The 21,369-nt window shown below is 59.9% G+C and carries 19 protein-coding genes, 1 tRNA gene and 1 pseudogene; 7 read left to right on the plus strand and 14 right to left on the minus strand.

The genetic code is table 11. The features are described 5' to 3' along the window. Positions 1–34: 34 nt before the first annotated feature. The 8 genes from crgA to BJ985_RS08590 form a co-directional block, all read right to left on the minus strand. On the minus strand, positions 35–304 hold the full coding sequence (crgA, locus tag BJ985_RS08555; protein WP_005326260.1) for a cell division protein CrgA: 270 nt from the start codon (positions 302–304) through the stop codon (positions 35–37). Positions 305–368: 64 nt separating this feature from the next. Then, entirely contained in the window at positions 369–2,327 is a 1,959-nt protein-coding gene (gene pknB / locus BJ985_RS08560) for a Stk1 family PASTA domain-containing Ser/Thr kinase (RefSeq protein ID WP_179387204.1), read from the minus strand. Between the two features lie 3 nt (positions 2,328–2,330). Beyond that, the gene (locus BJ985_RS08565) at positions 2,331–3,776 is read right to left on the minus strand and encodes a serine/threonine-protein kinase (RefSeq protein ID WP_179387205.1); all 1,446 of its coding nucleotides are present in this window, start codon (positions 3,774–3,776) and stop codon (positions 2,331–2,333) included. Continuing rightward, positions 3,776–5,206 carry a penicillin-binding transpeptidase domain-containing protein gene (locus tag BJ985_RS08570; protein ID WP_179387206.1) on the minus strand — a complete coding sequence of 477 codons (1,431 nt, stop codon included), beginning with the start codon at positions 5,204–5,206 and terminating at the stop codon, positions 3,776–3,778. Before BJ985_RS08570 ends, BJ985_RS08565 begins: the two co-directional genes overlap by 1 nt. Further along, a complete protein-coding gene (locus BJ985_RS08575) occupies positions 5,203–6,555 on the minus strand; it encodes an FtsW/RodA/SpoVE family cell cycle protein (RefSeq protein WP_179387207.1) in 1,353 nt (450 codons plus the stop codon). The genes BJ985_RS08570 and BJ985_RS08575 overlap by 4 nt, the downstream gene beginning before the upstream one ends. 3 nt (positions 6,556–6,558) lie before the next feature. After that, complete coding sequence (locus BJ985_RS08580) at positions 6,559–7,923, minus strand: PP2C family protein-serine/threonine phosphatase (RefSeq protein ID WP_179387208.1); 1,365 nt, start codon at positions 7,921–7,923, stop codon at positions 6,559–6,561. After that, complete coding sequence (locus BJ985_RS08585) at positions 7,920–8,372, minus strand: FHA domain-containing protein FhaB/FipA (protein ID WP_005326266.1); 453 nt, start codon at positions 8,370–8,372, stop codon at positions 7,920–7,922. The genes BJ985_RS08580 and BJ985_RS08585 overlap by 4 nt, the downstream gene beginning before the upstream one ends. Positions 8,373–8,397: 25 nt before the next feature. Continuing rightward, complete coding sequence (locus BJ985_RS08590; protein ID WP_005326268.1) at positions 8,398–9,231, minus strand: FHA domain-containing protein; 834 nt, start codon at positions 9,229–9,231, stop codon at positions 8,398–8,400. A 199-nt stretch (positions 9,232–9,430) separates the two neighbouring features. Between BJ985_RS08590 and BJ985_RS08595 the strand changes: the two genes are divergently transcribed. After that, positions 9,431–9,518, plus strand: a tRNA-Leu gene (locus BJ985_RS08595). 23 nt (positions 9,519–9,541) lie between these two features. Here BJ985_RS08595 and BJ985_RS08600 read toward each other — a convergent pair. Together BJ985_RS08600 and BJ985_RS08605 are read right to left on the minus strand one after the other, a co-directional pair. Beyond that, positions 9,542–10,726, minus strand: coding sequence for an IS481 family transposase (locus BJ985_RS08600; protein WP_179387548.1), 1,185 nt, complete (start codon positions 10,724–10,726; stop codon positions 9,542–9,544). Positions 10,727–11,022: 296 nt separating this feature from the next. Next, on the minus strand, positions 11,023–11,184 hold the full coding sequence (locus BJ985_RS08605) for a hypothetical protein (protein WP_179387209.1): 162 nt from the start codon (positions 11,182–11,184) through the stop codon (positions 11,023–11,025). 176 nt (positions 11,185–11,360) lie between these two features. On the opposite strand from BJ985_RS08605, the gene BJ985_RS08610 reads away from it, so the two are divergent. Beyond that, entirely contained in the window at positions 11,361–11,597 is a 237-nt protein-coding gene (locus tag BJ985_RS08610; RefSeq protein ID WP_236587139.1) for an exonuclease domain-containing protein, read from the plus strand. On the opposite strand, the gene BJ985_RS08615 is transcribed toward BJ985_RS08610, so the two are convergent. Both BJ985_RS08615 and BJ985_RS08620 read right to left on the minus strand, forming a co-directional pair. Next, entirely contained in the window at positions 11,575–13,056 is a 1,482-nt protein-coding gene (locus tag BJ985_RS08615) for a multicopper oxidase family protein (protein ID WP_179387210.1), read from the minus strand. The two genes, BJ985_RS08610 and BJ985_RS08615, sit on opposite strands and share 23 nt — an antisense overlap. A gap of 71 nt (positions 13,057–13,127) precedes the next feature. Further along, positions 13,128–13,703: a CueP family metal-binding protein gene (locus BJ985_RS08620; RefSeq protein WP_179387608.1), complete on the minus strand. Its 576-nt coding sequence runs from the start codon at positions 13,701–13,703 to the stop codon at positions 13,128–13,130. Between the two features lie 404 nt (positions 13,704–14,107). On the opposite strand from BJ985_RS08620, the gene copR reads away from it, so the two are divergent. From copR to BJ985_RS08645, 5 genes and pseudogenes are all read left to right on the plus strand, one after another. Next, positions 14,108–14,830 carry a two-component system response regulator CopR gene (gene copR / locus BJ985_RS08625; RefSeq protein ID WP_201802326.1) on the plus strand — a complete coding sequence of 241 codons (723 nt, stop codon included), beginning with the start codon at positions 14,108–14,110 and terminating at the stop codon, positions 14,828–14,830. Further along, a complete protein-coding gene (gene copS, locus BJ985_RS08630; RefSeq protein ID WP_179387212.1) occupies positions 14,827–15,954 on the plus strand; it encodes a two-component system sensor histidine kinase CopS in 1,128 nt (375 codons plus the stop codon). Before copR ends, copS begins: the two co-directional genes overlap by 4 nt. 143 nt (positions 15,955–16,097) lie before the next feature. Next, positions 16,098–16,424, plus strand: a complete 327-nt coding sequence (locus BJ985_RS08635; RefSeq protein WP_005328297.1) for a heavy-metal-associated domain-containing protein — start codon at positions 16,098–16,100, stop codon at positions 16,422–16,424. Positions 16,425–16,475: 51 nt separating this feature from the next. Beyond that, positions 16,476–18,710 (plus strand): copper-translocating P-type ATPase, encoded by a 2,235-nt coding sequence (locus BJ985_RS08640; RefSeq protein ID WP_179387213.1) that lies wholly within the window; start codon positions 16,476–16,478, stop codon positions 18,708–18,710. A 93-nt stretch (positions 18,711–18,803) separates the two neighbouring features. Next, a pseudogene (locus BJ985_RS08645) lies at positions 18,804–19,439 on the plus strand (IS6 family transposase). Positions 19,440–19,519: 80 nt separating this feature from the next. Here BJ985_RS08645 and BJ985_RS08650 read toward each other — a convergent pair. After that, positions 19,520–20,098: an LURP-one-related/scramblase family protein gene (locus BJ985_RS08650; RefSeq protein WP_179387214.1), complete on the minus strand. Its 579-nt coding sequence runs from the start codon at positions 20,096–20,098 to the stop codon at positions 19,520–19,522. A 28-nt stretch (positions 20,099–20,126) separates the two neighbouring features. Continuing rightward, positions 20,127–21,323: an HNH endonuclease signature motif containing protein gene (locus BJ985_RS08655; protein WP_179387215.1), complete on the minus strand. Its 1,197-nt coding sequence runs from the start codon at positions 21,321–21,323 to the stop codon at positions 20,127–20,129. Positions 21,324–21,369: the final 46 nt, after the last annotated feature.

Below are 21,369 nucleotides of genomic sequence, written 5' to 3' on the forward strand. Positions count from 1 at the left end.
GTAGGGAGCGAGGGAACAGGCTGGGAGCTCTAGCTTAGCGCCAACCCATGGTCATCAACAGGCCAATGATGGCGAGCCCGAAGCCAATGCCGTAATTCCAAGCGCCGAGGTCTGCCATGAATGGGATATCCTGGCCAGCGAGGTAATTGACCACGAGCCACAGCAGGCCGATGACCATCAGGCCCAGCATGATGGCGACGTACCACTTCGGGGTGCCCTCAGAATTGATCTTGACGGGCGTGCGGTTGGTAGCAGAGCTCGAGGTAGGGACGGAGGAGCTCTGGGAAATCTTTGACTTCGGCATAAGATACCTTTTCTAGATTTAAGTTCTTATCTAAGTTCGTACTGAGGCATTAGGATACCAGCAGTTATGGCTGCGGCAGAAGTGCAGCGGGGTCGAAGTTCCACAGGCGGATATCAATATTTTGATCCTTGCGCATGGTATCGCCCGGGTTCACAGACGCCCAGCCAATCTTATTGGCATCCACCAAGGCACCGGTAGGTGCCGGCTCGCCCACGATGAACCGCCCGGTCCAGCCGGCCTCCCGCAGCGCAGCCTCCGCCTGGCCTTCATTCTTGCGTACCAGGTCAGGGGCCTTAAAGAGCATTCCATTGGATACCTCAACGGTAACGGGCTTGCCCTTTTCCAGCTCCGCGCCCTGATTGGAGACGCTAAGCACCGTGCCCTTCGGCTCCAAGGAATCTACCTCGCGCACGTCTACGTCAAAATCATTCGACTCTAGGCGGCTCTGGGCATCCTCGACATTCATGCCGGCAACATCGGGCACGCGCTTCTTCTCGACGCCCTTAGATACCGTTACCCGAACCTTGGATCCCTTGGACAGCTGCGTGCCGCCGGCCGGATCCTGCTTGATGATTTGGCCGGCCGGTACTTCATCGTTTTCTTCCGAGACATCGGAATTAAGCGCCAAGCCTGCCTCTTGGAGGGCCTGGGATGCTTCGTCCAAGGTCATGCCGGTGATATCCGGAACGTCCGTAATCTCCTTGCCGGAGGAAACAGTTAAGGTCACCGAGGCATTCTTCTGCAGCTCGGAGCCTGGAGCCGGATTAATGCGGATGGCATTATTGCGTGGAATATCCGGGTTGGCCTCCTCATTGACGGTGACCTGCAGACCCATGCCTTCCAGTTCCTCGACCACCTCATTGCGCGGGCGGTTTTCCACCTCTGGCACGGTGATTTTGTCCTCGCGGGCCGATTGGGTCTGGCGTGGCTTATCCTCAGAGTCTTTATCGTTGGAGAAGAAATCCCAGGCGAAGTAGCCCACAATGGCCACCAAGAGGGCAGCCAGGAAGGCTGCCAGCCACTTCATCCAGCCGCCACCCTGATTGTCATCGTCCTCGGTGGGGCGGGTGGACTGGATTGGCGCCCGGTGCGCGGCCGCAGCTGGTGCGGCGGCGCCGACCATTTCGGTAGGCTGCTCGTCTTCTTCCTCGTTGACGTGCATGCGCGCTGCAGCGGTGACTTGCCCATTGCGCAGGCGCTCCAAATCGCCGGCCATCTCCCAAGCGGACTGATAGCGATCCGCCGGGTGCTTGGCCATAGCGGTAAGTACTACCGCATCGATATTGACGCGTTGGGTAGGAGTCAGCGAGGGATCCGCAATGAGCTCCGACGGCGGCGTCGGCTCTTCCTGCACATGCTGATACGCAACTGCAAAGGGGGTTTCGCCCTCAAAAGGAGTATGGCCGGTAAGCGCCTCATAGAGCACGCAGCCCAGCGCATAGACATCGGAGCGGGCATCCGCGTTCTTACCGCGGGCCTGCTCCGGAGAAAGGTACTGGGCGGTGCCGATAACGGCGGAGGTTTGCGTCATCGCCGAGGTGGAATCATCCAAGGCACGGGCAATGCCGAAGTCCATCACCTTCACCTGGCCGGTGTTGGTGAGCATAATATTTGCCGGCTTGATATCGCGGTGGATAATACCGGCCTCGTGCGAGGCTTGTAGTGCATCCGCTACCGGTTTGAGGATATCTGCCGCCTCCTGGGCGGACAGGGCGCCATCCTCGCGAATGATATCGCGCAAGGTGCGGCCGTTGACCCGCTCCATGACGATATATGGGATGGTCATGCCATCCAGCTCGGTTTCACCGGTGTCATAAACCGCCACGATATTGGGGTGATTCAGCTTGCCCGAGTTCTGGGCCTCGCGGTAAAAACGCTCGCGGAAGTTGACGTCGCGCGCCATTTCCGGTCGGAGCATCTTTACCGCTACCTGGCGGCCTAGGACGGTGTCTTCGGCAGCATAGACCTCAGACATGCCGCCGGCGCCGATGATCTCGCCTCTCCGATAGCGGTCATTGACCATCGCTTAGTCACCCTCCTGTGTAATTAGATCGGCCAAGTCTCCGGGGAGCTCATTAGCCTGCGAGTTTACTGGAGTATCCAGCTCAGGTGTAGTTTCAACGTGCGTATCCTGCGGATTCTGTTGCGTTGGTATGGCCGGGGGCTGTTCCTGGCGAGTAGGCGAGTGGCGCGTGGGTGCCTCGCGGTGAGTCGTGCGCGGGGCTTCTTCCAGATTGGATTCTTGCGGCTCCGTCTCTGTCACTGTCACCGGTTCCGGGGCCTCTTCCGTATCTTCGTCCGGGGTGTCCTGCGGGGTGGTGGTGGGATCGCGGTACTCCGTAACCACCGAGGTCTCCGGTGTGCTGGAGGGCTCGCTTTCTCCCTCGTTATCGCTCAAGTTGTGGTAGGCAGCGTAACCGCCGCCGGCCACGGCTGCGAGGAGCAGGGTGATACCCAGGCCCTTCAGGAAGGAGGAGCCGCCCTTGGATTCCTTAGCCGGAGCGGTTCCCGCAGCCGGATGGATGGTGGTGGGCTGGGCAACGTTGCCCAACATCTCCGTCGATGCGGACGGGGAGGGCTCGGGTGCGCGTTGCGTTATTGGGGCGGACTTAGGCTGCGGCGGGCGCTTGCCCAAGCGAACTGCGGAGATGGCCAGGGTGAACTCATTGCCATCGGCATAGCGGGTGGCCGGATCCTTGCGCAACGCAATGCGAATGAGCTCGCGCGCAGGGGCGCTGATATTCGTCGATAGTGGCTCCGGCTCCTGGTTGATGTGGGCCAAAGCGATGGATACGGAGGAATCTCCGGTAAAGGGACGCTTGCCGGCGAGCATTTCATAGCCGACGACGCCGAGCGAATAGACATCGGAAGCCGGCGTGACGTCCTTGCCCTGTGCTTGCTCGGGCGATACATACTGTGCGGTACCCACCACCATGCCGGTGCGGGTCAGCGGCACGGCCGCGGCCGCCTTGGCAATGCCAAAGTCCGTGATCTTGACCTGGCCATTTTGCGTAATGAGGAGGTTGCCAGGCTTAATATCGCGGTGGACCAGCTCCATTCGGTGAATGATGGATAGTCCATGCGCCGCCTGCTCGAGGACGTCGAGAGCGAGCTCTTCTTGCAGCGTATTTTCGCGCGCCAAAAGGTCCGCGAGGGATTCGCCGCGCACATACTCCAAGGCCATGAAGCAGAACTTGCGGCCGTTATCCTCTAGCTCGCGGTAGTCATAAGTGGCCACCACGTTCTCGGACTGAATGGATTCGGCCGATTTCGCCTCGTTGCGGAAGCGCGAGAGGAACTCCTGGTTATCGGAAAATTCCGGACGCAGAACCTTGAGTGCTACCTCACGATCATTGCGGGTGTCATCAGCCAGCCACACGGTGGACATTCCGCCGTGGCCGATTACCCACTGCAGCTCGTAGTCGCTGCCAATCAGTGCCTGGAGATGTTCCTTATTCTCGGCGCTATTCATTACTGCTCCCCCTGGTATGCGCGCAGGATGGCGCGGCCAATTGGGCCGGAAACCTTGCCGCCCGTCGCGGACTCACCTAAGTTACCACCATTTTTCACTACGACGCCCACTGCAATATCCCGCTCCGGATCGAAGGCGACGTACCACACGTGCGGGGCCAGCCCCTCGCCGTGCTCGGCGGTGCCAGTCTTCGAGGCAAAGCCATTACCGTCATATCCGGCGGAGGAACGCTCGGAGGCGTACATCAAGTCAGTGAGCGTCGCCGCAGTTTCCTCATTAACCGCCTGGTCCGCCTTCTTTGGTTTGGTGGTGCGAACGTCCTTCATCTGGGCGTCGGTAATGCGATTGACCAGGTAGGGCTGCATGCGGGTGCCCTTATTGGCTACGGTGCCCGCCATGACGGCTGCCTGCAGCGCGGTCATGGTGACGTCGCGCTGGCCAATGGCGGACTGCGCCGTGGCCGCCCCATCCGGCAAATCGCCCAAGGTGCCGGCGGAGGTAGACACGCCGAGGTCATAGTTCTCGCCTACGCCAAAGGCCTTGGCGTACTTGCGCAACTCATCAGCGCCGAGCTGCTCCGACATCTCCACAAACGCGGTATTGCACGACAGCGCGAAGGCGGTCTGCAGGGTCACCGCATCCTGGCCGTTGCACTTTTGGTTGGCATAGTTAGTCAGCTCCGTCACCGTGTCTGGCAAGGTAATGACATTGGAACCGGTCAGGGTGGAGGAAGGATTAAAACCGTTGTTCAGGCCCGCCGCGGTGGTAATGATCTTGAAGATGGAACCCGGAGGCAGCGTTTCTGCACCGGCGTGGTTGACCAGCGGCTGTCCCTCTTGCTCTTGCAGGTTGGCCCAAACATCCTCGGCGGAATCACCCATTAGATCATTGGGGTTGTAGCCGGGGTTGGAGGCCATAGCCAGGATCTTGCCGGTGGAGGGCTGAATGGCAACCGCCGAGCCCTCGTAACCTGGGCCCACAAGCTGATCGTAAGCCGCCTGCTGGAGTGCAGGATCGATGGTGACCTCTACATTTGCACCCTGCTTCGGCTTATCGGCTAGAGCATCGAGCCAGTTTTGCTTCATTAAAGAATCATCAGTGCCATTGAGGATGTCATTTTGGGAGGACTCTAGTTCCGAGGCCCCAAATTGGCTCGACAAGTAGCCGGTTATGTTGCCAAAGGCCGGTGAATCAATGGGGTAGGAGCGCGAATAGGTCTCGTCTGGGTTCTGCGTCGACTGTGCCAATACGGTATTACCCGCAAAGATTTGGCCGCGCGGGGTGGTCTGCATTTCCATGAAGCCGCGCATATTCCGCGGATTATGGGCATATTTATCTTCAGAAAAAGCCTGAATCACCGTCAAGTTGACCAGCAAGATGGCCGTCAAAATGATGGCGAACAAAGACACTAGGCGGATGGATCGATTCATCGGTGAGCCTCCTGGACCGACGGGAACATGGAGGTATCGCTCGGAGCAGTGCCCGAGGTCTCCTGCATGGGGCGACGAGCCGCGTTAGAGATCCGCAGCAGAATCGCCAACAACACGTAGTTAGCCATGAGAGAGGAACCACCGGCAGACATGAATGGTGTGGTCAGGCCGGTCATCGGCAGCAGTGCAGAGATGCCGCCTGTGACCACGAAAACCTGCACGGCCAAGGTAAGAGAAAGACCAGATGCTACCAGCTTGCCGTAGGTATCGCGGGTGCGCAGAGCGGTACCGAAACCGCGGGTGGTCAGCATACCGAAAAGCACCAGTACGGCGGCTAGGCCAATGAGACCGAACTCCTCACCGATTGCGGCAAGGATGTAATCCGAGTGGGCCACCGGAACTAGTTCTGGATGCCCCTCGCCCAAGCCGCTGCCAGAGATTCCGCCTGAAGACAAGCCGAACAACGACTGGGAGAGCTGGAAACCCGTGACGTCATAGTTTCCCAGTGGGTCGAGGAAGTTAGAAAAGCGTTGCTGGATCTTGGAGGAAATCTGGTAGATGCCAAAACCTCCGACGCCGACGAGAACGACACCGATAAGCAGCCAGCTCACCCGGCCGGTGGCCATGAATAGCATGCCGAGGACGGTGCTAAACAGTAGAAGTGCCGGGCCGAAGTCATTGGAAATGCCCATGATGACGATCGCGATGGCCCACACGATCAGGATGGGTGCGAGGTCGCGAAGGCGCGGCAGGGAGATACCCAGTACTCGGTATCCCGCTACGGTAAACAGGGAGCGCTTTTGCGTCAGTAGCATGGCAAAGAACAAGATCAACAAGATCTTGGAGAACTCACCCGGCTGGATGGAAAAGGGGCCCAAGTTTATCCAGATGCGTGCCTCCACGTCCTCAGGCTGCGGCCATACCAGTGGCAGGGCCAGTAGGACAAGGCCTGTGGCGCCCAAGATATAGGAATAGCGCGTCAGCGAGCGGTGATCCTTCAAAATGGCTAAGACCAGCACAAAGAGCACGAGTCCGACGATGGTCCACATGACCTGACGCACCGCGAGCCCGCTTTCTTTAACCAGATCCAGGCGGGCCAACATGATGAGCCCGATGCCATTGAGGATCGCCACAATCGGCAGCATGATCTGATCGGCATAAGGCGCTAAAAAGCACATCACCAAGTGGGCAACAGTAAAGACTCCAATGAACCCGCCAATGAGATAAACCAGGTCCATGGTCAGCGCGTTGTCTTGGGATAGCTCCAGGCTGACCAAAGTGATAGCGAAGACAATGGCGGCTAGGATGAGCAGGCCGAGTTCGGTGCCTCGGCTAAAAAACTTTTTCACAACCTACACCTCCCGGCAGGTAACGCCAGGCTTGTTTTTCTTGGCATCTTTTTTATCTTTTTGGCTTGGTGCAGTGATACATGGCTTGAGCGCCTTATCGCCCAAATCATTGATCTGTTGCTGCACCTCACCTAGATCACCAGTGGAGAGATGGTCGACGGCGCTGCGTTCAGATTCCGGCAGGTCCGTGACCTTCAGTGGCGTGAAGTCGCCCTCGCACGGCTGGCTGGAAAATAGCAGCGAGTTGCTGTCATTAATGCATACGTTTTGGTGTGTGGAGTGTAGTTCCTTGCCAAAGACGGAGTAGTCAGCACCCTGTTGGATGGTGATTTCCTGTGCCTCGTTGGTGGCCACGTAGTAGTTATTGGACAAGAAGTTCTTCGCCCACAGTCCGGCACCGATGACCAACGCTAGGACGATGAGCAAGGCGATGAGTACCTTCCAGCCGATCTTTCGGCCGGAAGTTTCGTCCTCCGCTTCGTCATCAGCTGGCTCGGGGCGCTCCTCCTCACCATCGGCCATGACGGCCGGTGGAATTACTTGAGGCTTGCGGGAGAGCTGTGCCGCCCGCGAGGCGGAAGAATCCGGATGGGTTGGTTCTTCCGTAGGACCCGCGAGAGCGCCTACGCGGAATGGTTCGTGCTCCTGGGGGCTTTTCTCGGTTACTTCACCGATAACCACGGTGACATTATCTGGACCTCCGGAGCGGATAGCTAGGTCCACTAGGGCGGATCCGGCCTGTTCGATGCTGCCTTGCCCCAGTGCGGTTTCAATAGTGGAGGCTGTTACCGGATCAGAAAGCCCGTCGGAGCACAACAGGATACGGTCGCCGGGCTTGGCGTCGAGGGTAAATAGCGTTGCCTCGACTGGGCGGCCCGTGTAGGCCTTTAGGATGAGGGACTTTTGCGGGTGCGACGAGACGTCGCCTGGGTCCAGTTCGCCCTTATCCACCAAGGATTGCACGTAGGTATCGTCCTTGGTGATCTGCTTGAGCTTGCCGTCGCGCAGCAGGTAGCCGCGGGAATCACCTACGTGGCAGACGCCGAAATCCGTGCCGTTGAAGAGCATGGTGGACAGCGTGGTGCCCATGCCTTCGGTTTCTGGATGCGCCTTGACGTGATCACTAATGGCCTCATTGGCCTGCTCGGCGGCCGCTTCCAGCAGGGCCTTGGTGTCTTCCTGGCCCGGATCTTGGTCCAAGATTTCTAGGTGGTTGACCATCAGCTCGGAGGCCACCTCGCCCGCCGCGTGGCCACCCATGCCATCGGCCAAGATCAGAAGGTGAGGACCGGCGTAGCCTGAGTCCTCGTTGTTGTCGCGAATGAGGCCGCGATCGGACTTAGCAAAGAAGTTCAGCTTCAGTGTCATGCGTTCAACCTCACGGTAGTGCGCCCCAGCTTAATTTCGGAGTCCGCGCCGACTACCTCGGGTTGGTCGATGCGCACGCCATTGACAAAGGTGCCATTGCGAGATTCCAAATCTTCCACAACCCATTCTCTACCGCGGCGGAATAGCCGGGCATGGTGTCCGGAAGAATAATCGTCGCCCGTGACAAAGTCGCAGTCAGAGGCGCGGCCTAGCGTGCAGTCCTCCAACGTGCCCAATTCCATATGGGAACCCTGCAGGGGACCCTCCACGATGGACAGCTGCTTAATCGCTTCCCGACGCCGCGGTGCCCCCACCTTCTTCGACTGCTGGCGGATAGCACCAGCAGATTTATTAGTATCGCGGCGCATGGCGTTTAAGGCCACCAGGATAAAAATCCAGAGCAGAGCCAACAAGCCGATGCGAAGCGCCAGCATGATGACTGCATCCATGGCGACCTCCCTTCCTTAACTGAACTTAGTAGCTGTGCGAATCAAGGCCCGTGATGCGGACCTCGATGTGGGAATGGCCCATGGTGATCACATCGCCATCGGCAAGCAGCCAATTATCAATCGGCGTTTCATTCACCGTGGTGCCGTTGGTGGACTGCAAATCCACCAGAACCGCATCCTGGCCGTTCCAGGTGATTTCCGCGTGCTGGCGGGATACGCCAGTATCCGGCAGGCGCAGGTCGGCGTCGTTGCTGCGGCCGATAATATTGGAGCCTTCTTGCACGTGATACACGCGCGAAGAGCCATCCTGCAGCATCAGGTTGACTGCTGGGCCCTGCGGCTGCGGGGCGGGTTGACTATCTGGAGCAATGAAAGCGGTAGTTACCGCGTCATCAGCCGTATTCTCGTGCTGCTCGGTCATCTGGTCCTCCTGACCATCAAAGTCGTGGAAAATAGCCTCAAAACCGGTCTCTTCCGTGGGCTCGTGATCAATAAACGAGGACACGCGAAGCTGACCCGTGCGCAAACCAGATTCTTCTGCCACTCGCACGATCACGGGGCCCGCAAGGGACCATCCGCTATTGCGAATAAAGCGCGACAACTGGTCTGCACAATCGGCCGGCAAATTGCGATCCTGCGACAAGTTCTCCAAATCCTTGGAGGAGACACCCACAGTCATTACGTTCGGACTATAAAGGTTGTCATCGTCGCCGCGCGCAAGATTGTCCTGAGCCTCTTGCTTCAAAAGCTCATCAATTTCCGCGGGAACGACCTTGCCGCCGAAGACAAGGGCCATGCCATTATCAAGGCCGCGTTGCATGGCGGAGTCCAGCTTCGCCAGCTTTTCTAAAAACGCCACGAGCCATTCTCCTTTCCACCATGCAGCGATCAGTAGCGATCAGTATAGTTTGTTCACTCCCTCGAAACGTAGATGGCGACGCGAAAGTTCCCAGAAATTTCGCCACCCCCTCCTCGAAATAATCCACTTTTCCTGCAGATTTGTAGTTCAGTGCGATCTTCGTGGTATCTTTATCAAGTCGCTAAGACAACCACACCCTGCCCGGGTGGCGGAATTGGCAGACGCGCTGGCTTCAGGTGCCAGTGTTCGATAAGAACGTGCGGGTTCAAGTCCCGCCCCGGGCACCATGTGAAGTCTCGAGACATCGTTCCTATGGTGTCTCGAGATTTTTCGTTTTTGTTGTGCCCCGGGTGGCGGTGATTTCGTTGTCTTTTTGGTTGTAGTAGACCTTGTCGGCTTCCATCGTGTAGGCGGCTATTTGTTCCCCGGTTGCAGCTATTTTGATGGTGACGTGTTCATCTTTGCATGTCATGGTGATGGGTTTTCCTGTCCATCGGCGCCCGATGTATAGGCGGCGTAGTTTTCCGCGCCACCGCAGTGTAGTTTTGCCGTTTTTGCCTACTTTGTCTGTGCGTAAGCGAAATTCATGTGTGTGTTTGATGGATGCGGGTCTAGCTTTAGGCAGTGCGTTGTAGGCTTCGGCTGGGGTGTAGCGGTGTAGCGCTCTGTGTGGGCGTTTGTAGTTGTAGTATTCGATGATTTCGGTTAACTGTTCATTGAGTTCTTCGATGCTTTTAGCTGTGGCTTTGTTTGCAAGGGCTACTTTAAGTGTGTGATGGAAGCGCTCTACTTTTCCCTGGGTTTGGGGATGGTATGGCTTTCCGTTCTTTTGGATAATTGCTAGGTCTACTAGGAGTTGTTCGAAGCCGTTGCGGGTGGGTTTAGTGCGGTCACAGTTGGTGGTGAAGGCTCTACCGTTGTCGGTGAGGGTTGATTGTGGATATCCGTGACGTTTTCCTGCGTGGATGAAGCTTTCTAAGACATTTTCTACTGTGGCGTGTGTGTAGGCGTGGCAGGAAATGATGAACCTTGAGTGGTCATCGAGGATGGTTAAGATAGCGACTTTTCTATGGCCAGTTATTGTCCAGTCGCTGTAGTCCATTTGCCAGGTTTCGTTGGGCTGGTCTGCTTGAAACCGTCTCCATGAGCTGCGGGGACGCTTTTGCGGTTGTGGGGTGATGTGTCCGTTGTTGGCCAGTACTCGGTGAATGGTTGATGGTGCAGGGGCAGGATTGATGCCGTCGCGTTGCAAGTGCCACGCAATAGTATGTGCTCCTGCGTTTGTGCCTTGCTCTATGAGTTCTTGTCGTAGCTTTAGAATTCGGTCAACCACCGTGGGGGCTAGGGCTCGGGGATTGGTGTGTGGGCGCTTGGACCGGGGTTCTAAGGCCTCTATTCCGCCGTTGTGATAGCGGCGCTGAAGGGTTCGGATCCATCTGGTGCTGATGTTGAAGTGTTCGGCTGTTTCAGCTTGAGTCATGCCGGTAGCAAGCATTGTTTCAATGATGATTTTAGGGGCGGGTTTCGAGTTGTTCTCCACTTATTCAGCATGGCGGAACTATGTCTCGAGACATGCCGGTTCACCCCCGCGGGGCACTCCCGCCCAAAATCGTGCTGCCGGATCGATGTAACGAGACATTCCCGCAGGACAAACCGGAACGATCTCATAAGACATGCGGAACGATGTCATGGAACCAGACACCGCCCCGGGCACCATCGAAATCCGGGGATGGAAACCAAAGAAGTTTCCACTCCGGTTCTTTTTATTTTTCCTAATCGCTGTTCTTCTGCTTAGTGCGCAGCATATCCATGCTCATCAATCATGTACTGGGTAGCAGTATTTAATTCCTGCTGGGAAATATCCCACAAACTCGGCCCCCGCCGCTGACCCTCCCCAGTGGTCGTAGTAGCGGGGGTTGGGGTGGAGTTCGGATAGTCCTGCGAAGTGCTCATAGTACTAAGGCAACCACACTAACCTTGTGGACAACCCGCACACGGCTAGTGTGGTTATCCACAGAAATCCACGTTGGTTGCAGTGTTCGATAGCGTTTAGGCGGGCGTCGGTATGGGCCTCTTGGCTTGAGGCCATAGGCTTCTTAGAAAACCTCCTCAACCGCTACACCCCACGCATGCCGTGCGAGCCGGTCTTTGCGGTCATTGATACCGAAACCACCGGCTTTAACAAGCGCTACGACCGCATCATTGGACTTGCTGCCGTGCGCGCTGACGCATACTTCAATCCCGTTGACTCCTGGCACACATTGCTCACCCCTGACACCAACGCCGTGTTCACTACTCGGGGGACACCCCCGCCCACCTCGGCACTCAACCCTGCTGTGGGGGTTACTCGTAGCGAAGCGAGCTGAACATCCCGGTTTCCATGTGATAGGCGTTATGGCAGTGAAATGCCCACTCACCGGGGTTGTCAGCGATCAGGTCGGCGATCATGGTTTCACCGTGGCGGAGAAGGACGGTGTCCTTGCGTAGCCCGTCGCTGCCGGGCAGCGCCCACGTGTGGCCGTGGATGTGCATGGGATGGGGCATCATGGTCCTGTTGCGCATGACCATCCGCAGGCGCTGGCCCTCCTGCACGGTCGCGGAGGAGGATTGGCCGTCGGTGAGAATGCTCCATTCATACGGCATCATCTGCCCGCCCAGGTCGATGCTGACTTCTCGGTCTGGTGTGCCCTCGGGCAGGAGTGCACGGTCTGCTGGCTTCAGGGAGGACAGAAGCAGTCCGGTGGACGACAACTCGGGGAAGTCGACATCGGGGCGGGGGGCCTGGCCGCCGGCGGTGCGGATGACGGCGAAGGCGCGGTCATCCTTACCCACCGCCAAAGCCGTGAGCGGGAAGATGCCGTCGTCGAGGATGACCTCGACGTCGACACGCTCGCCCATCGACAGGTAGATCGATTCGGTCTTCCTGGGCTGGACAGGGAAGCCGTCGGTGTGGGTGACGGTCATGCGGTGGCCACCGAGGGCCACCTTGAAGATGGTGTCACCGCCGGAGTTGATAAACCGCAGGCGGGCCTTGTCGCCCGGGCGAGCCTCGAAGGTCCGGTGAGCACGGGGGATACGTCCGTTGATGAGGTAGTGCGGATACATCACATCGCCGGCATCCCCGCCCAGTACCCGGTCCGGGGTGCCGTGCATCATATGGCCGTGGCCTCCCATCCCCTTCTTCCCGTTATGGTCGCCCGAACCCATTCCGGTGAGCTTGTCGAGCTCATCGTCGGGAGTGCCCTGAATGCCATCGACCCAGTCGTCGAGCACGATGGTCCACTCGACGTCCTGGTCCTCAGCGTCTTGCGGGTCACGGATGATCAGTGGGGCGTGGAGGCCGCGATCAAGCTGCAGGCCGGAGTGGGAATGGTAGAAGTAGGTGCCACCGTGGGGGACTTCAAAAACATAGGAGAAAGACTTGCCAGGTTCAATGGGGTCCTGGGTCATGCCGGGCACACCGTCGGCTGCGTTGTGGAGTGCGATGCCATGCCAGTGGATGGAGGTGCTCTCAGGCAGTTCATTGGTGATATCGACCTGTAGGACGTCGCCGGCAGTGGCCTCAATGGCCGCATCCCCGGTGTCAGAGACGTATCCCCACGTCTTGGCTTCGATGCCGCCGATATCCAGAGAGAGGGGCCGGGCGTTCAGTGTCCGGCGCACCGTCGGCTCACCGAGCGCAGTGGGGGTGGGAGTGGGGCGAAGAGAGGAACCTGGTGCCGAGGCAGCGGGTCCAGGGTCGCTGGTGCAGGCGGCCACGGCCCCAGTGCCGGCGAGAACGAGCCCGCCGAGCAGAAACTGTCGTCGGGAAAACGCGTTCATCATGATTTGACCTTCCTTGGTGCTAGATTTCAGTGACACGGGAGACAGGCGCAGGTGAGGATCCTGCTGAGCCATTACGTCAGGCGCAGGTCTGTGACACAGGTGGCACCGTCGTCAGCGGTGGAAAACTCCGTGGTGCCGGTATGGCCCTGGTAGCTGACCTCAATCTGGCCGGTGGCATCATCGGGAAGCCAGAAGCCAATAAACCCGTTGTCGAAGGTGGTTGTCGTCTCGTCCACCAGCACCTCACCGGTCGCCTCATCGGTGATCGTGACCTGGATATCCTCATTGTCGAGTTCCCCCTGGCAGGTCGTGAGGCTGTGGTAGAAGCAGTCGTGGGTGGAGGTGAGATAGGGTGCGATCGAGACATACGTCTGATTGTCGGGAAGATCGAGCACAACTTCCTGGTCATCGCTCGAGAGCAGCAGTTCATCGGCACGCACTGAAGCGTTCAGATCCGTGGGACGCTCAGAGACCTTCTGCCGGTCGAGGTGATCAATGATCTCCACCGCGTCCATGCCGGCCAGGCCATGGGTAGTCAGGAATGTATCCTGGGACACCGTCCCGTCGGCGGTGGGTTCCGGGTCGGCGGCCGAACACCCCGTGAGGGCGAGGGCAAGGGCGGCGGCTGCGATCGCTGCTCGTTTCACGTCAATCTCCTTGGATCGTGGTAAGACCGTGAGAAGACACCGCCTCAAGGTCGATGCCATACCTTTATCTAGCACGGGTGCCTGACGGACTAGAAATCAAAAACCCTGCTCACAGCCTTATAACAGGGCGAAAAGGGGGTGAATTCGGTGGGCTGGGTCACCACCGGAACACCACCCCACAGCCGTGGGCGATGTCCTTCTACCCGCCCTAGGTATGCGGTGCAGACAGTGAAATCCCTGGTGGCGCCTGCTGAACCGAACAGGGGAGGCGATACCGCCGACCCGGGGTGGGGCACAGGGGTGACGGCGGTCGAAGGGTGATGTTTGAAGATTTGATGAAGATTTCCCCGCCGGGCACTGAGCGAGGGTGGTATTCCCCCCTGACCGGAGCGATACTGGGGTCTATGGCTGACCGCACACCGACCACCGCCACGCCCCCGGGGCGGGTGCTGGTCGTCGATGATGAACAACCCCTGGCTCAGATGGTGGCCTCCTACCTCATCCGGGCCGGCTTCGATACCCTCCAGGCGCACACCGGTACCCAGGCCGTGGACGAGACCCGTCGCTTTTCCCCCGATGTTGTGGTGCTGGATCTGGGGCTGCCCGAACTCGACGGCCTGGAGGTGTGCCGACGGATCCGCACCTTCTCGGACTGCTACATCCTCATGCTCACCGCGCGTGGCAGTGAGGACGACAAGATCAGCGGTTTGACCCTGGGGGCGGATGACTACATCACCAAACCTTTTAGCATCCGGGAACTGGTGACCCGGGTGCATGCGGTGCTGCGCCGTCCACGCACCAGCACCACCCCACCGCAGGTGACCACCCCCTTGATCGTTGGTGACCTCATCCTTGACCCCGTCGCCCATGAGGTACGGGTGGGGGAGACGACCGTGGAGCTCACCCGCACGGAGTTCGAGCTGCTGGTTGCCCTGGCCCTGCGCCCCGGCCAGGTGCTGACCCGCCACGACCTGGTCACCGAGGTCTGGGACACCACCTGGGTCGGTGATGAACGCATCGTCGATGTCCACATCGGCAACTTGCGTCGCAAGCTCGGCACCGACACCCAGGGCCGGGGGTTTATCGACACCGTGCGTGGCGTGGGCTACCGGGTGGGGCAGCCATGAATCACGGACCCGGCCTGACCTTCCGCTTCCTGGCCGCCCAGGTGTTGGTCGTGGTGATTAGCCTGCTGGTGGCCGCGGCCGTGGCCACGATGGTGGGCCCGACCCTGTTCCACGATCATATGCTGATGACCGGCCGGGAGGACCCTTCGCTGGAGCTGTTCCATGCCGAGCAGGCCTACCGGGGCGCCAACCTGATCACCCTGGCCGTCGCCCTACCCACCGCCTTGATCAGTGCCCTGCTGGCCAGCCTGTGGTTATCGCGTCGTCTGCGCACCCCCCTGCAGGATCTCACCCGCGCCGCTACCAGCCTAACGGCCGGCAACTCCCGTATCCGCGTGCCCGCCGGAAAAGCAGGCCCCGAGGTCACCACCCTGGCGCATGCCTTCAACACCATGGCCGACCGGCTGGAACACACCGAACAGGTCCGCCGCCAGATGCTCTCTGATCTGGCCCACGAAATGGGCACCCCCTTATCGGTGCTCACGGTCTACCTCGATGGTCTCCAGGACGGGGTCGTGGACTGGAATAATGCCACCCACACGATCATGGCTGACCAACTCACCCGCCTGACCCGGTTGATGGAAGACATTGACGATGTTTCCCGGGCCCAGGAACGCCGGATCGATTTGGACCTGGCGGAGGAAGGGCTCGGGGATCTGCTCCATACCGCCGCTGCTGCCGCGGGGGAAGCTTATGCTGACAAAGGCGTCGATTTACAGGTCGAGACCATTACGGACACCACCCGGGTGCTCGTGGACCGGCAACGCTTTGGCCAGGTGATGAGCAATCTCCTGTCGAACGCGCTACGGCACACCCCGGCCGGCGGGCAGGTCCGGATCAGCGTCCACCGACAGGGGGCGTCCACCGCGCTCATCCACGTCGCCGATGACGGCGAGGGCATCCCACCTGACCAGCTCGGACACATCTTCGAACGCTTCTACCGGGGGGATGCCGCCCGCAGCCGGGACAACGGCGGGGCCGGTATCGGTCTGACCATCTCCAAGGCATTGATCGAGGCCCATGGCGGCACTCTCACCGCCACCTCCCCCGGACCCGGTCGCGGAGCGGTGTTTGCCCTCCGCCTCCCGCTGTCCCCTCCCGACAGTGAGGAGGCTGCTCGGTGACCACACCCTGCCCCGCGTGAGGGCCGTGCCCTTCACCCCTTGAAAATATACCCCGGGGGGGTATACGCTAGGGAATATACCCCAGGGGGGTATGCGCTAGAGAGCGGCATCGCCGCACCCCACCGAACCGAAGGAGCTTTCCCATGATCACCTCCCCGCCCCGCCTCTTGCCGATGGCCTCCCACGGCTGCAGCTGTTGCGGACCTGCCTCACGTGCCGACACCGCCTCCACCCCTGCCACCAGCGACTCGTCAGCAGGAGGGTCCTCCCCTAGCTACCAGGTCACCGGCCTGACCTGCGGGCACTGCGCGAAAAGCGTGACCCAGGCCCTTCAGGCCCTCCCCCAGGTCGACGACGTCCAGATTGATCTCGCTGCTGGTGAAGTTTCCACCGTCACGGTCACCGGTGTCGTACCTCCGGAGATGGTTCGCCGGGCCATCGAGGAGGCCGGCTACACCGTCTTATCCTGATCAGTTTTACCCATCATCTCGACCCCGACCGGGTTGAGCGAAAGGAACGTCATGAGCACTCCCCACCATTCGGGTGATCACCATGGTGATCACCCCGCTCCGGAAACAGACCACACCCACCACCCGGATCATGCCGGCCAGGAACACCACGCGGATGCCGACACCCACGGCCAAGCGATGCCCCACGATCACCCACACTCCGCCCTGGACGAAGACCACCACGTTCATGGTCACGGCGAACACGCCGGACACAGCACCGCAATGTTTCGGGACCGCTTCTGGTGGTCGCTGATTCTGTCCATTCCCGTCGTTATTTTCAGCCCCATGGTCGCCAACCTGCTCGGCTACCACCTCCCGGCATTCCCCGGATCCACCTGGATCCCCCCGGTGCTGGGCACGATCATCTTCGTCTACGGCGGAACGCCTTTCCTCAAGGGCGGATGGAAAGAACTGAAATCCCGCCAACCCGGGATGATGCTCCTGATCGCCATGGCCATCACCGTGGCGTTTGTCGCCTCCTGGGTCACCACTCTGGGGCTGGGCGGTTTTGAGCTGGACTTCTGGTGGGAGCTGGCCCTGCTGGTGACCATCATGCTGCTGGGCCACTGGCTGGAGATGTCCGCTCTCGGGGCCGCGTCCTCCGCGCTTGACGCGCTGGCTGCCCTGCTGCCGGATGAGGCCGAGAAAGTCATCGACGGGACCACCCGCACCGTGGCCATCTCCGACCTGGTCGTCGACGACGTCGTGCTGGTGAGGGCCGGTGCCCGGGTGCCGGCCGACGGAACCATCCTCGATGGAGCCGCCGAATTCGATGAGGCGATGATCACCGGCGAATCCCGTCCCGTCTTCCGCGACACCGGTGACAAGGTGGTCGCTGGTACCGTGGCCACCGACAACACTGTCCGCATCCGGGTGGAGGCTACCGGCGGTGACACAGCCTTGGCCGGGATCCAACGCATGGTTGCCGACGCCCAGGAGTCCTCCTCCCGGGCCCAGGCCCTGGCGGATCGGGCGGCGGCGTTGTTGTTCTGGTTCGCGCTGATCTCCGCTCTGATCACCGCGGTGGTGTGGACCATTATCGGCAGCCCGGACGATGCCGTCGTGCGCACGGTCACGGTGCTGGTCATCGCCTGCCCGCATGCCCTGGGCCTGGCGATTCCGCTGGTCATTGCGATCTCCAGCGAGCGGGCCGCGAAATCCGGGGTGCTCATCAAGGACCGTATGGCGCTCGAGCGGATGCGCACCATCGACGTGGTGCTCTTCGACAAAACCGGCACCCTGACCGAGGGTGCGCACGCGGTCACCGGTGTCGCGGCAGCTGTCGGCGTCACCGAGGGAGAGCTGCTGGCCCTGGCCGCCGCCGCGGAGGCCGACAGTGAGCACCCCGTGGCCCGCGCCATCGTGGCGGCCGCGGCCGCCCATCCCGAGGCCTCCCGTCGGCAAATCCGTGCAACTGGTTTCAGCGCCGCCTCCGGCCGGGGGGTCCGGGCCACTGTCGATGGCGCTGAGATCCTCGTGGGCGGGCCGAACATGCTGCGCGAGTTCAACCTCACGACCCCGGCCGAGCTCACCGACACCACCAGCGCCTGGACCGGGCGTGGGGCCGGTGTGCTCCATATTGTCCGCGACGGTCAGATCATCGGTGCGGTGGCCGTCGAGGACAAGATCCGCCCCGAATCCCGCGCCGCTGTGAAAGCCCTGCAGGACCGCGGGGTGAAGGTCGCGATGATCACCGGCGACGCGCAGCAGGTGGCCCAGGCGGTTGGTCAGGACCTAGGCATTGATGAGGTCTTCGCCGAGGTCCTGCCCCAGGACAAAGACACCAAGGTCACGCAGCTGCAGGACCGGGGTTTGAGCGTGGCCATGGTCGGTGACGGTGTCAATGACGCCCCCGCTCTGACCCGCGCGGACGTCGGTATCGCCATCGGTGCCGGCACGGATGTGGCCATGGAATCTGCCGGGGTGGTCCTAGCCAGTGATGACCCGCGGGCAGTGCTGTCGATGATTGAGCTGTCCCAGGCCAGCTACCGCAAGATGATCCAGAACCTGATCTGGGCCTCTGGCTACAACATCCTCGCTGTGCCGCTGGCCGCCGGAGTGCTCGCCTCGATCGGGTTCGTGCTGTCCCCGGCCGTGGGCGCGATCTTGATGTCTGCCTCGACCATCGTGGTGGCCCTGAACGCCCAGCTGTTGCGCCGCATTGATCTGGATCCGGCTCACCTGGCTCCGACCGAGTCGAAAGAGGAACACGCCACGCCTACTTCGGCATCCACCGCCGTCCACTGATCCACCACTTCTCTCCACTGCCCCCATATGACCCTGAAAGGTGCTGTTGGAAAGTTGGGGCAGTAGGAAGAGTGACGTGAAATAGTCACAGCCATGGGTATCTTCCCCGGTCGTCATTTCCCCGTGACATCATTCTGTGGGCAGTGGGTGGTACTGCCGCTACGGGGTGAGCTACCGCGCTCTGGCGGAAATGATGACTTCAGCGGGGCGTGCTGGTCGATCACACCACGATCTATCGCTGGTCCAGAAATACGCCCCTGAGCTGGACAAGCAAACACGGTGGTACCGGCAGGTACCTGACTGGCAGGCCAGTTCCTGGCGGGTGGATGAGACCTCTATCGGGCGATCACCGACGGTGGCCAGCCCCTGGACTTTTACCTCTCTCCGAAGCAGAACGTGGCCGCAGCGAAGTGTCTCCTGGCCAAGGCCGTCAGATCCAATGCGTCAGCCGAGTATCCCAGAGTGATCAACGGCGATAAAGCACCCTCCCTAGCTAGGGCAATCGCCGAGTTGAAGTCAGAGGGAATCTGCCCGCCAACAGTGGAACACCGGCAGGTGAAATACCTCAACCACATCCTGGAAGGCGACCATGGTCGGCTGAAGCGGATCCTCGGGCCGAAAGGGATGGAGGCGATGTACTCATTGCGGAAAGGGCAAGGTGTGATGTTTGCCTACGGGCAACCGACCCCGGACGCGGTGATCGTCAACCGGGTCTTCGAGACGGCCTAACAACGCCCACACGCAGCGGCCGTCAGGGAATGAGAAACTGAGTCTTCGCTGCTCTCCGCCCAACTTTGCAACAGCACTTTCTAGTCGCTGTTCTTCTGCTTAGTGCGCAGCATATCCATGCTCATCACAGCGCCGAGGATGGCAGCGTGCTGTTGCTCGTTGAGCCCCGCGGTGATGGCCAGGCAGTACGTATTTTTGCCCATGAAGTAGTTGCCCACGCCGGTCCACTCGTTGGTGACGTTGGCAAGCCGGCGGCCCCGCGAGGTAATAGTCAAATTCCAATCCCAGAAGTCGCCGCGAATTTCGACGTCGGCAAAGCCCTCCATGGTCAAGTCCAACTTTGTCTTGAGCATGGAGAAACGCTTGGTAATGACGGCCATGGGCTTTTCGATTCCCGGCAAGTGCACCTCATAGGTATCCCGCAGAAAATTCGGCGGGTCCGAAATCGTCATGACCGTCTGTAGCGGGTTGCCTTCAGCATCCGTGATGGCAACCTCCAAGCTGCGAGAGGATTTAAACACCATGTCTTTGAGACTGGTGGATTGCAGGATAGTGCCCACAGGAGTGCCGTCTAGATCGGTGATCATGAACTGATCGTTGAGGAAGGACTTGGTCTGGGTAATTACGAGCTCATCTAGCGTGAACAAATTTTGCGTCATGCCAGCCACTTTAAGGCAGATTACGGATTTATTCCTCCTCCCTAGGGGTGGTTTTCTGCTGGCGCATGAGTTCTTGCGCCTCCTCATAAGCTCGGGCGCGGTGGGAGGTCATGGTTTGGGCGAAGGTCTGCACCCAATTCTTGTTCTTGAGCGCCAGCGGGCCGGAGGGCTCGGTGGTGGTCCAGGTGCCATCCTCAAAAAGCCAGATGATGTCGCGCGTATGTGGATCCATGACATAAAAGGCCCGGCCATCGGTCTTTACGTTGTGGTGGTGCTGGCATAAGCAGGCGAGGTTGGCCGGGGTGGTCGGCCCGCCGTCCGCGTGGTTGATGCGGTGATCCTTCTGGCAGGCGGATGCCGGGCGGTTGCAGCCGGGGTAGCGGCAGGTGCCGTCGAAACCTTCCAGGTACGCGGCCATGGCGGCGGGAGTGACATAGCCCTTGACCTGGTGGTTAGGGTCCATCTCTCGGATTTTAGTGTAGGGCAGCGCATTGGAGCGCGCCGGGTCGAGCCAGCCTACGGACTCAATAAATGCCGGGGAATTGGGCACGTCGGTGGCCTTGTAGGCGTTGAGAATGATCTCGGGGGCTTGGGTGCGGCCGGTGAGGAGTGCAATGGCGGCGTCGGCAAGCGAGCAATCTAGCTCCAGCGCGGTCTGCCGGACGCACTTATCGACGCTTGCGATAACCGCCGGGTCCGCACTCAAAGTCACCGCCGAGGTGTTATCGCCCCAATTTTCCATGGTGTAGCGCGGCTGTGTAGGGCCCTGGGTGACGGCTAGCGTGTCATCGGCGAGGTTGATGAGCTCGTTGAGCTTGCGCTTGATCTGCGCCTGTGTGCGCATGGCCTGGTTGGGCCGGGTAGGGGTGAGGTAAGCGGTGAGCTGCTCATCGATGCGCGCCACCACCTCTGGCGTCGGATTGCCCAAGCGGTTGAGGGACTTATTGATGGCAATAATCCGGTCGAGGTCCAAGTGGTAGAGGCGGTGCTGCAGCGCTTGGAGTTCGGGTAGCTCCTCCAAGCGGTGCAGTGCCATGAGGATATGGCCAATCCGGCCTTCATTAACGCCGGTGGTGCGGTAGAGGGATTGGGTAACTAATTCGAAATCAGAATCGAGATCCGGGACTTGGTTCACCCAGAACTCGTATTCCGCCTTTCGTATCTCAAAGGCTAAGCGTGTGGTGGGGTCGGTGGTATTGGTCGTGGAAAAGTAGGGTTCTTCCATGGCGCATCGTACCTAAATAATCGTGTGAACTTGTGTACGATTCACA

The sequence above is a fragment of the Corynebacterium tuberculostearicum genome (assembly GCF_013408445.1).
GTDB lineage: Bacteria > Actinomycetota > Actinomycetes > Mycobacteriales > Mycobacteriaceae > Corynebacterium > Corynebacterium tuberculostearicum.

Coding starts and splice junctions, on each gene's coding strand:
- crgA (WP_005326260.1), bottom strand. CDS start 304: ATGCCGAAGTCAAAGATTTCCCAGAGCTCCTCCGTCCCTACCTCGAGC.
- pknB (WP_179387204.1), bottom strand. CDS start 2,327: ATGGTCAATGACCGCTATCGGAGAGGCGAGATCATCGGCGCCGGCGGC.
- BJ985_RS08565 (WP_179387205.1), bottom strand. CDS start 3,776: ATGAATAGCGCCGAGAATAAGGAACATCTCCAGGCACTGATTGGCAGC.
- BJ985_RS08570 (WP_179387206.1), bottom strand. CDS start 5,206: ATGAATCGATCCATCCGCCTAGTGTCTTTGTTCGCCATCATTTTGACG.
- BJ985_RS08580 (WP_179387208.1), bottom strand. CDS start 7,923: ATGACACTGAAGCTGAACTTCTTTGCTAAGTCCGATCGCGGCCTCATT.
- BJ985_RS08585 (WP_005326266.1), bottom strand. CDS start 8,372: ATGGATGCAGTCATCATGCTGGCGCTTCGCATCGGCTTGTTGGCTCTG.
- BJ985_RS08600 (WP_179387548.1), bottom strand. CDS start 10,726: ATGCTTGCTACCGGCATGACTCAAGCTGAAACAGCCGAACACTTCAAC.
- BJ985_RS08605 (WP_179387209.1), bottom strand. CDS start 11,184: ATGAGCACTTCGCAGGACTATCCGAACTCCACCCCAACCCCCGCTACT.
- BJ985_RS08610 (WP_236587139.1), top strand. CDS start 11,361: ATGCCGTGCGAGCCGGTCTTTGCGGTCATTGATACCGAAACCACCGGC.
- BJ985_RS08615 (WP_179387210.1), bottom strand. CDS start 13,056: ATGATGAACGCGTTTTCCCGACGACAGTTTCTGCTCGGCGGGCTCGTT.
- copR (WP_201802326.1), top strand. CDS start 14,108: ATGGCTGACCGCACACCGACCACCGCCACGCCCCCGGGGCGGGTGCTG.
- copS (WP_179387212.1), top strand. CDS start 14,827: ATGAATCACGGACCCGGCCTGACCTTCCGCTTCCTGGCCGCCCAGGTG.
- BJ985_RS08635 (WP_005328297.1), top strand. CDS start 16,098: ATGATCACCTCCCCGCCCCGCCTCTTGCCGATGGCCTCCCACGGCTGC.
- BJ985_RS08640 (WP_179387213.1), top strand. CDS start 16,476: ATGAGCACTCCCCACCATTCGGGTGATCACCATGGTGATCACCCCGCT.
- BJ985_RS08650 (WP_179387214.1), bottom strand. CDS start 20,098: ATGACGCAAAATTTGTTCACGCTAGATGAGCTCGTAATTACCCAGACC.
- BJ985_RS08655 (WP_179387215.1), bottom strand. CDS start 21,323: ATGGAAGAACCCTACTTTTCCACGACCAATACCACCGACCCCACCACA.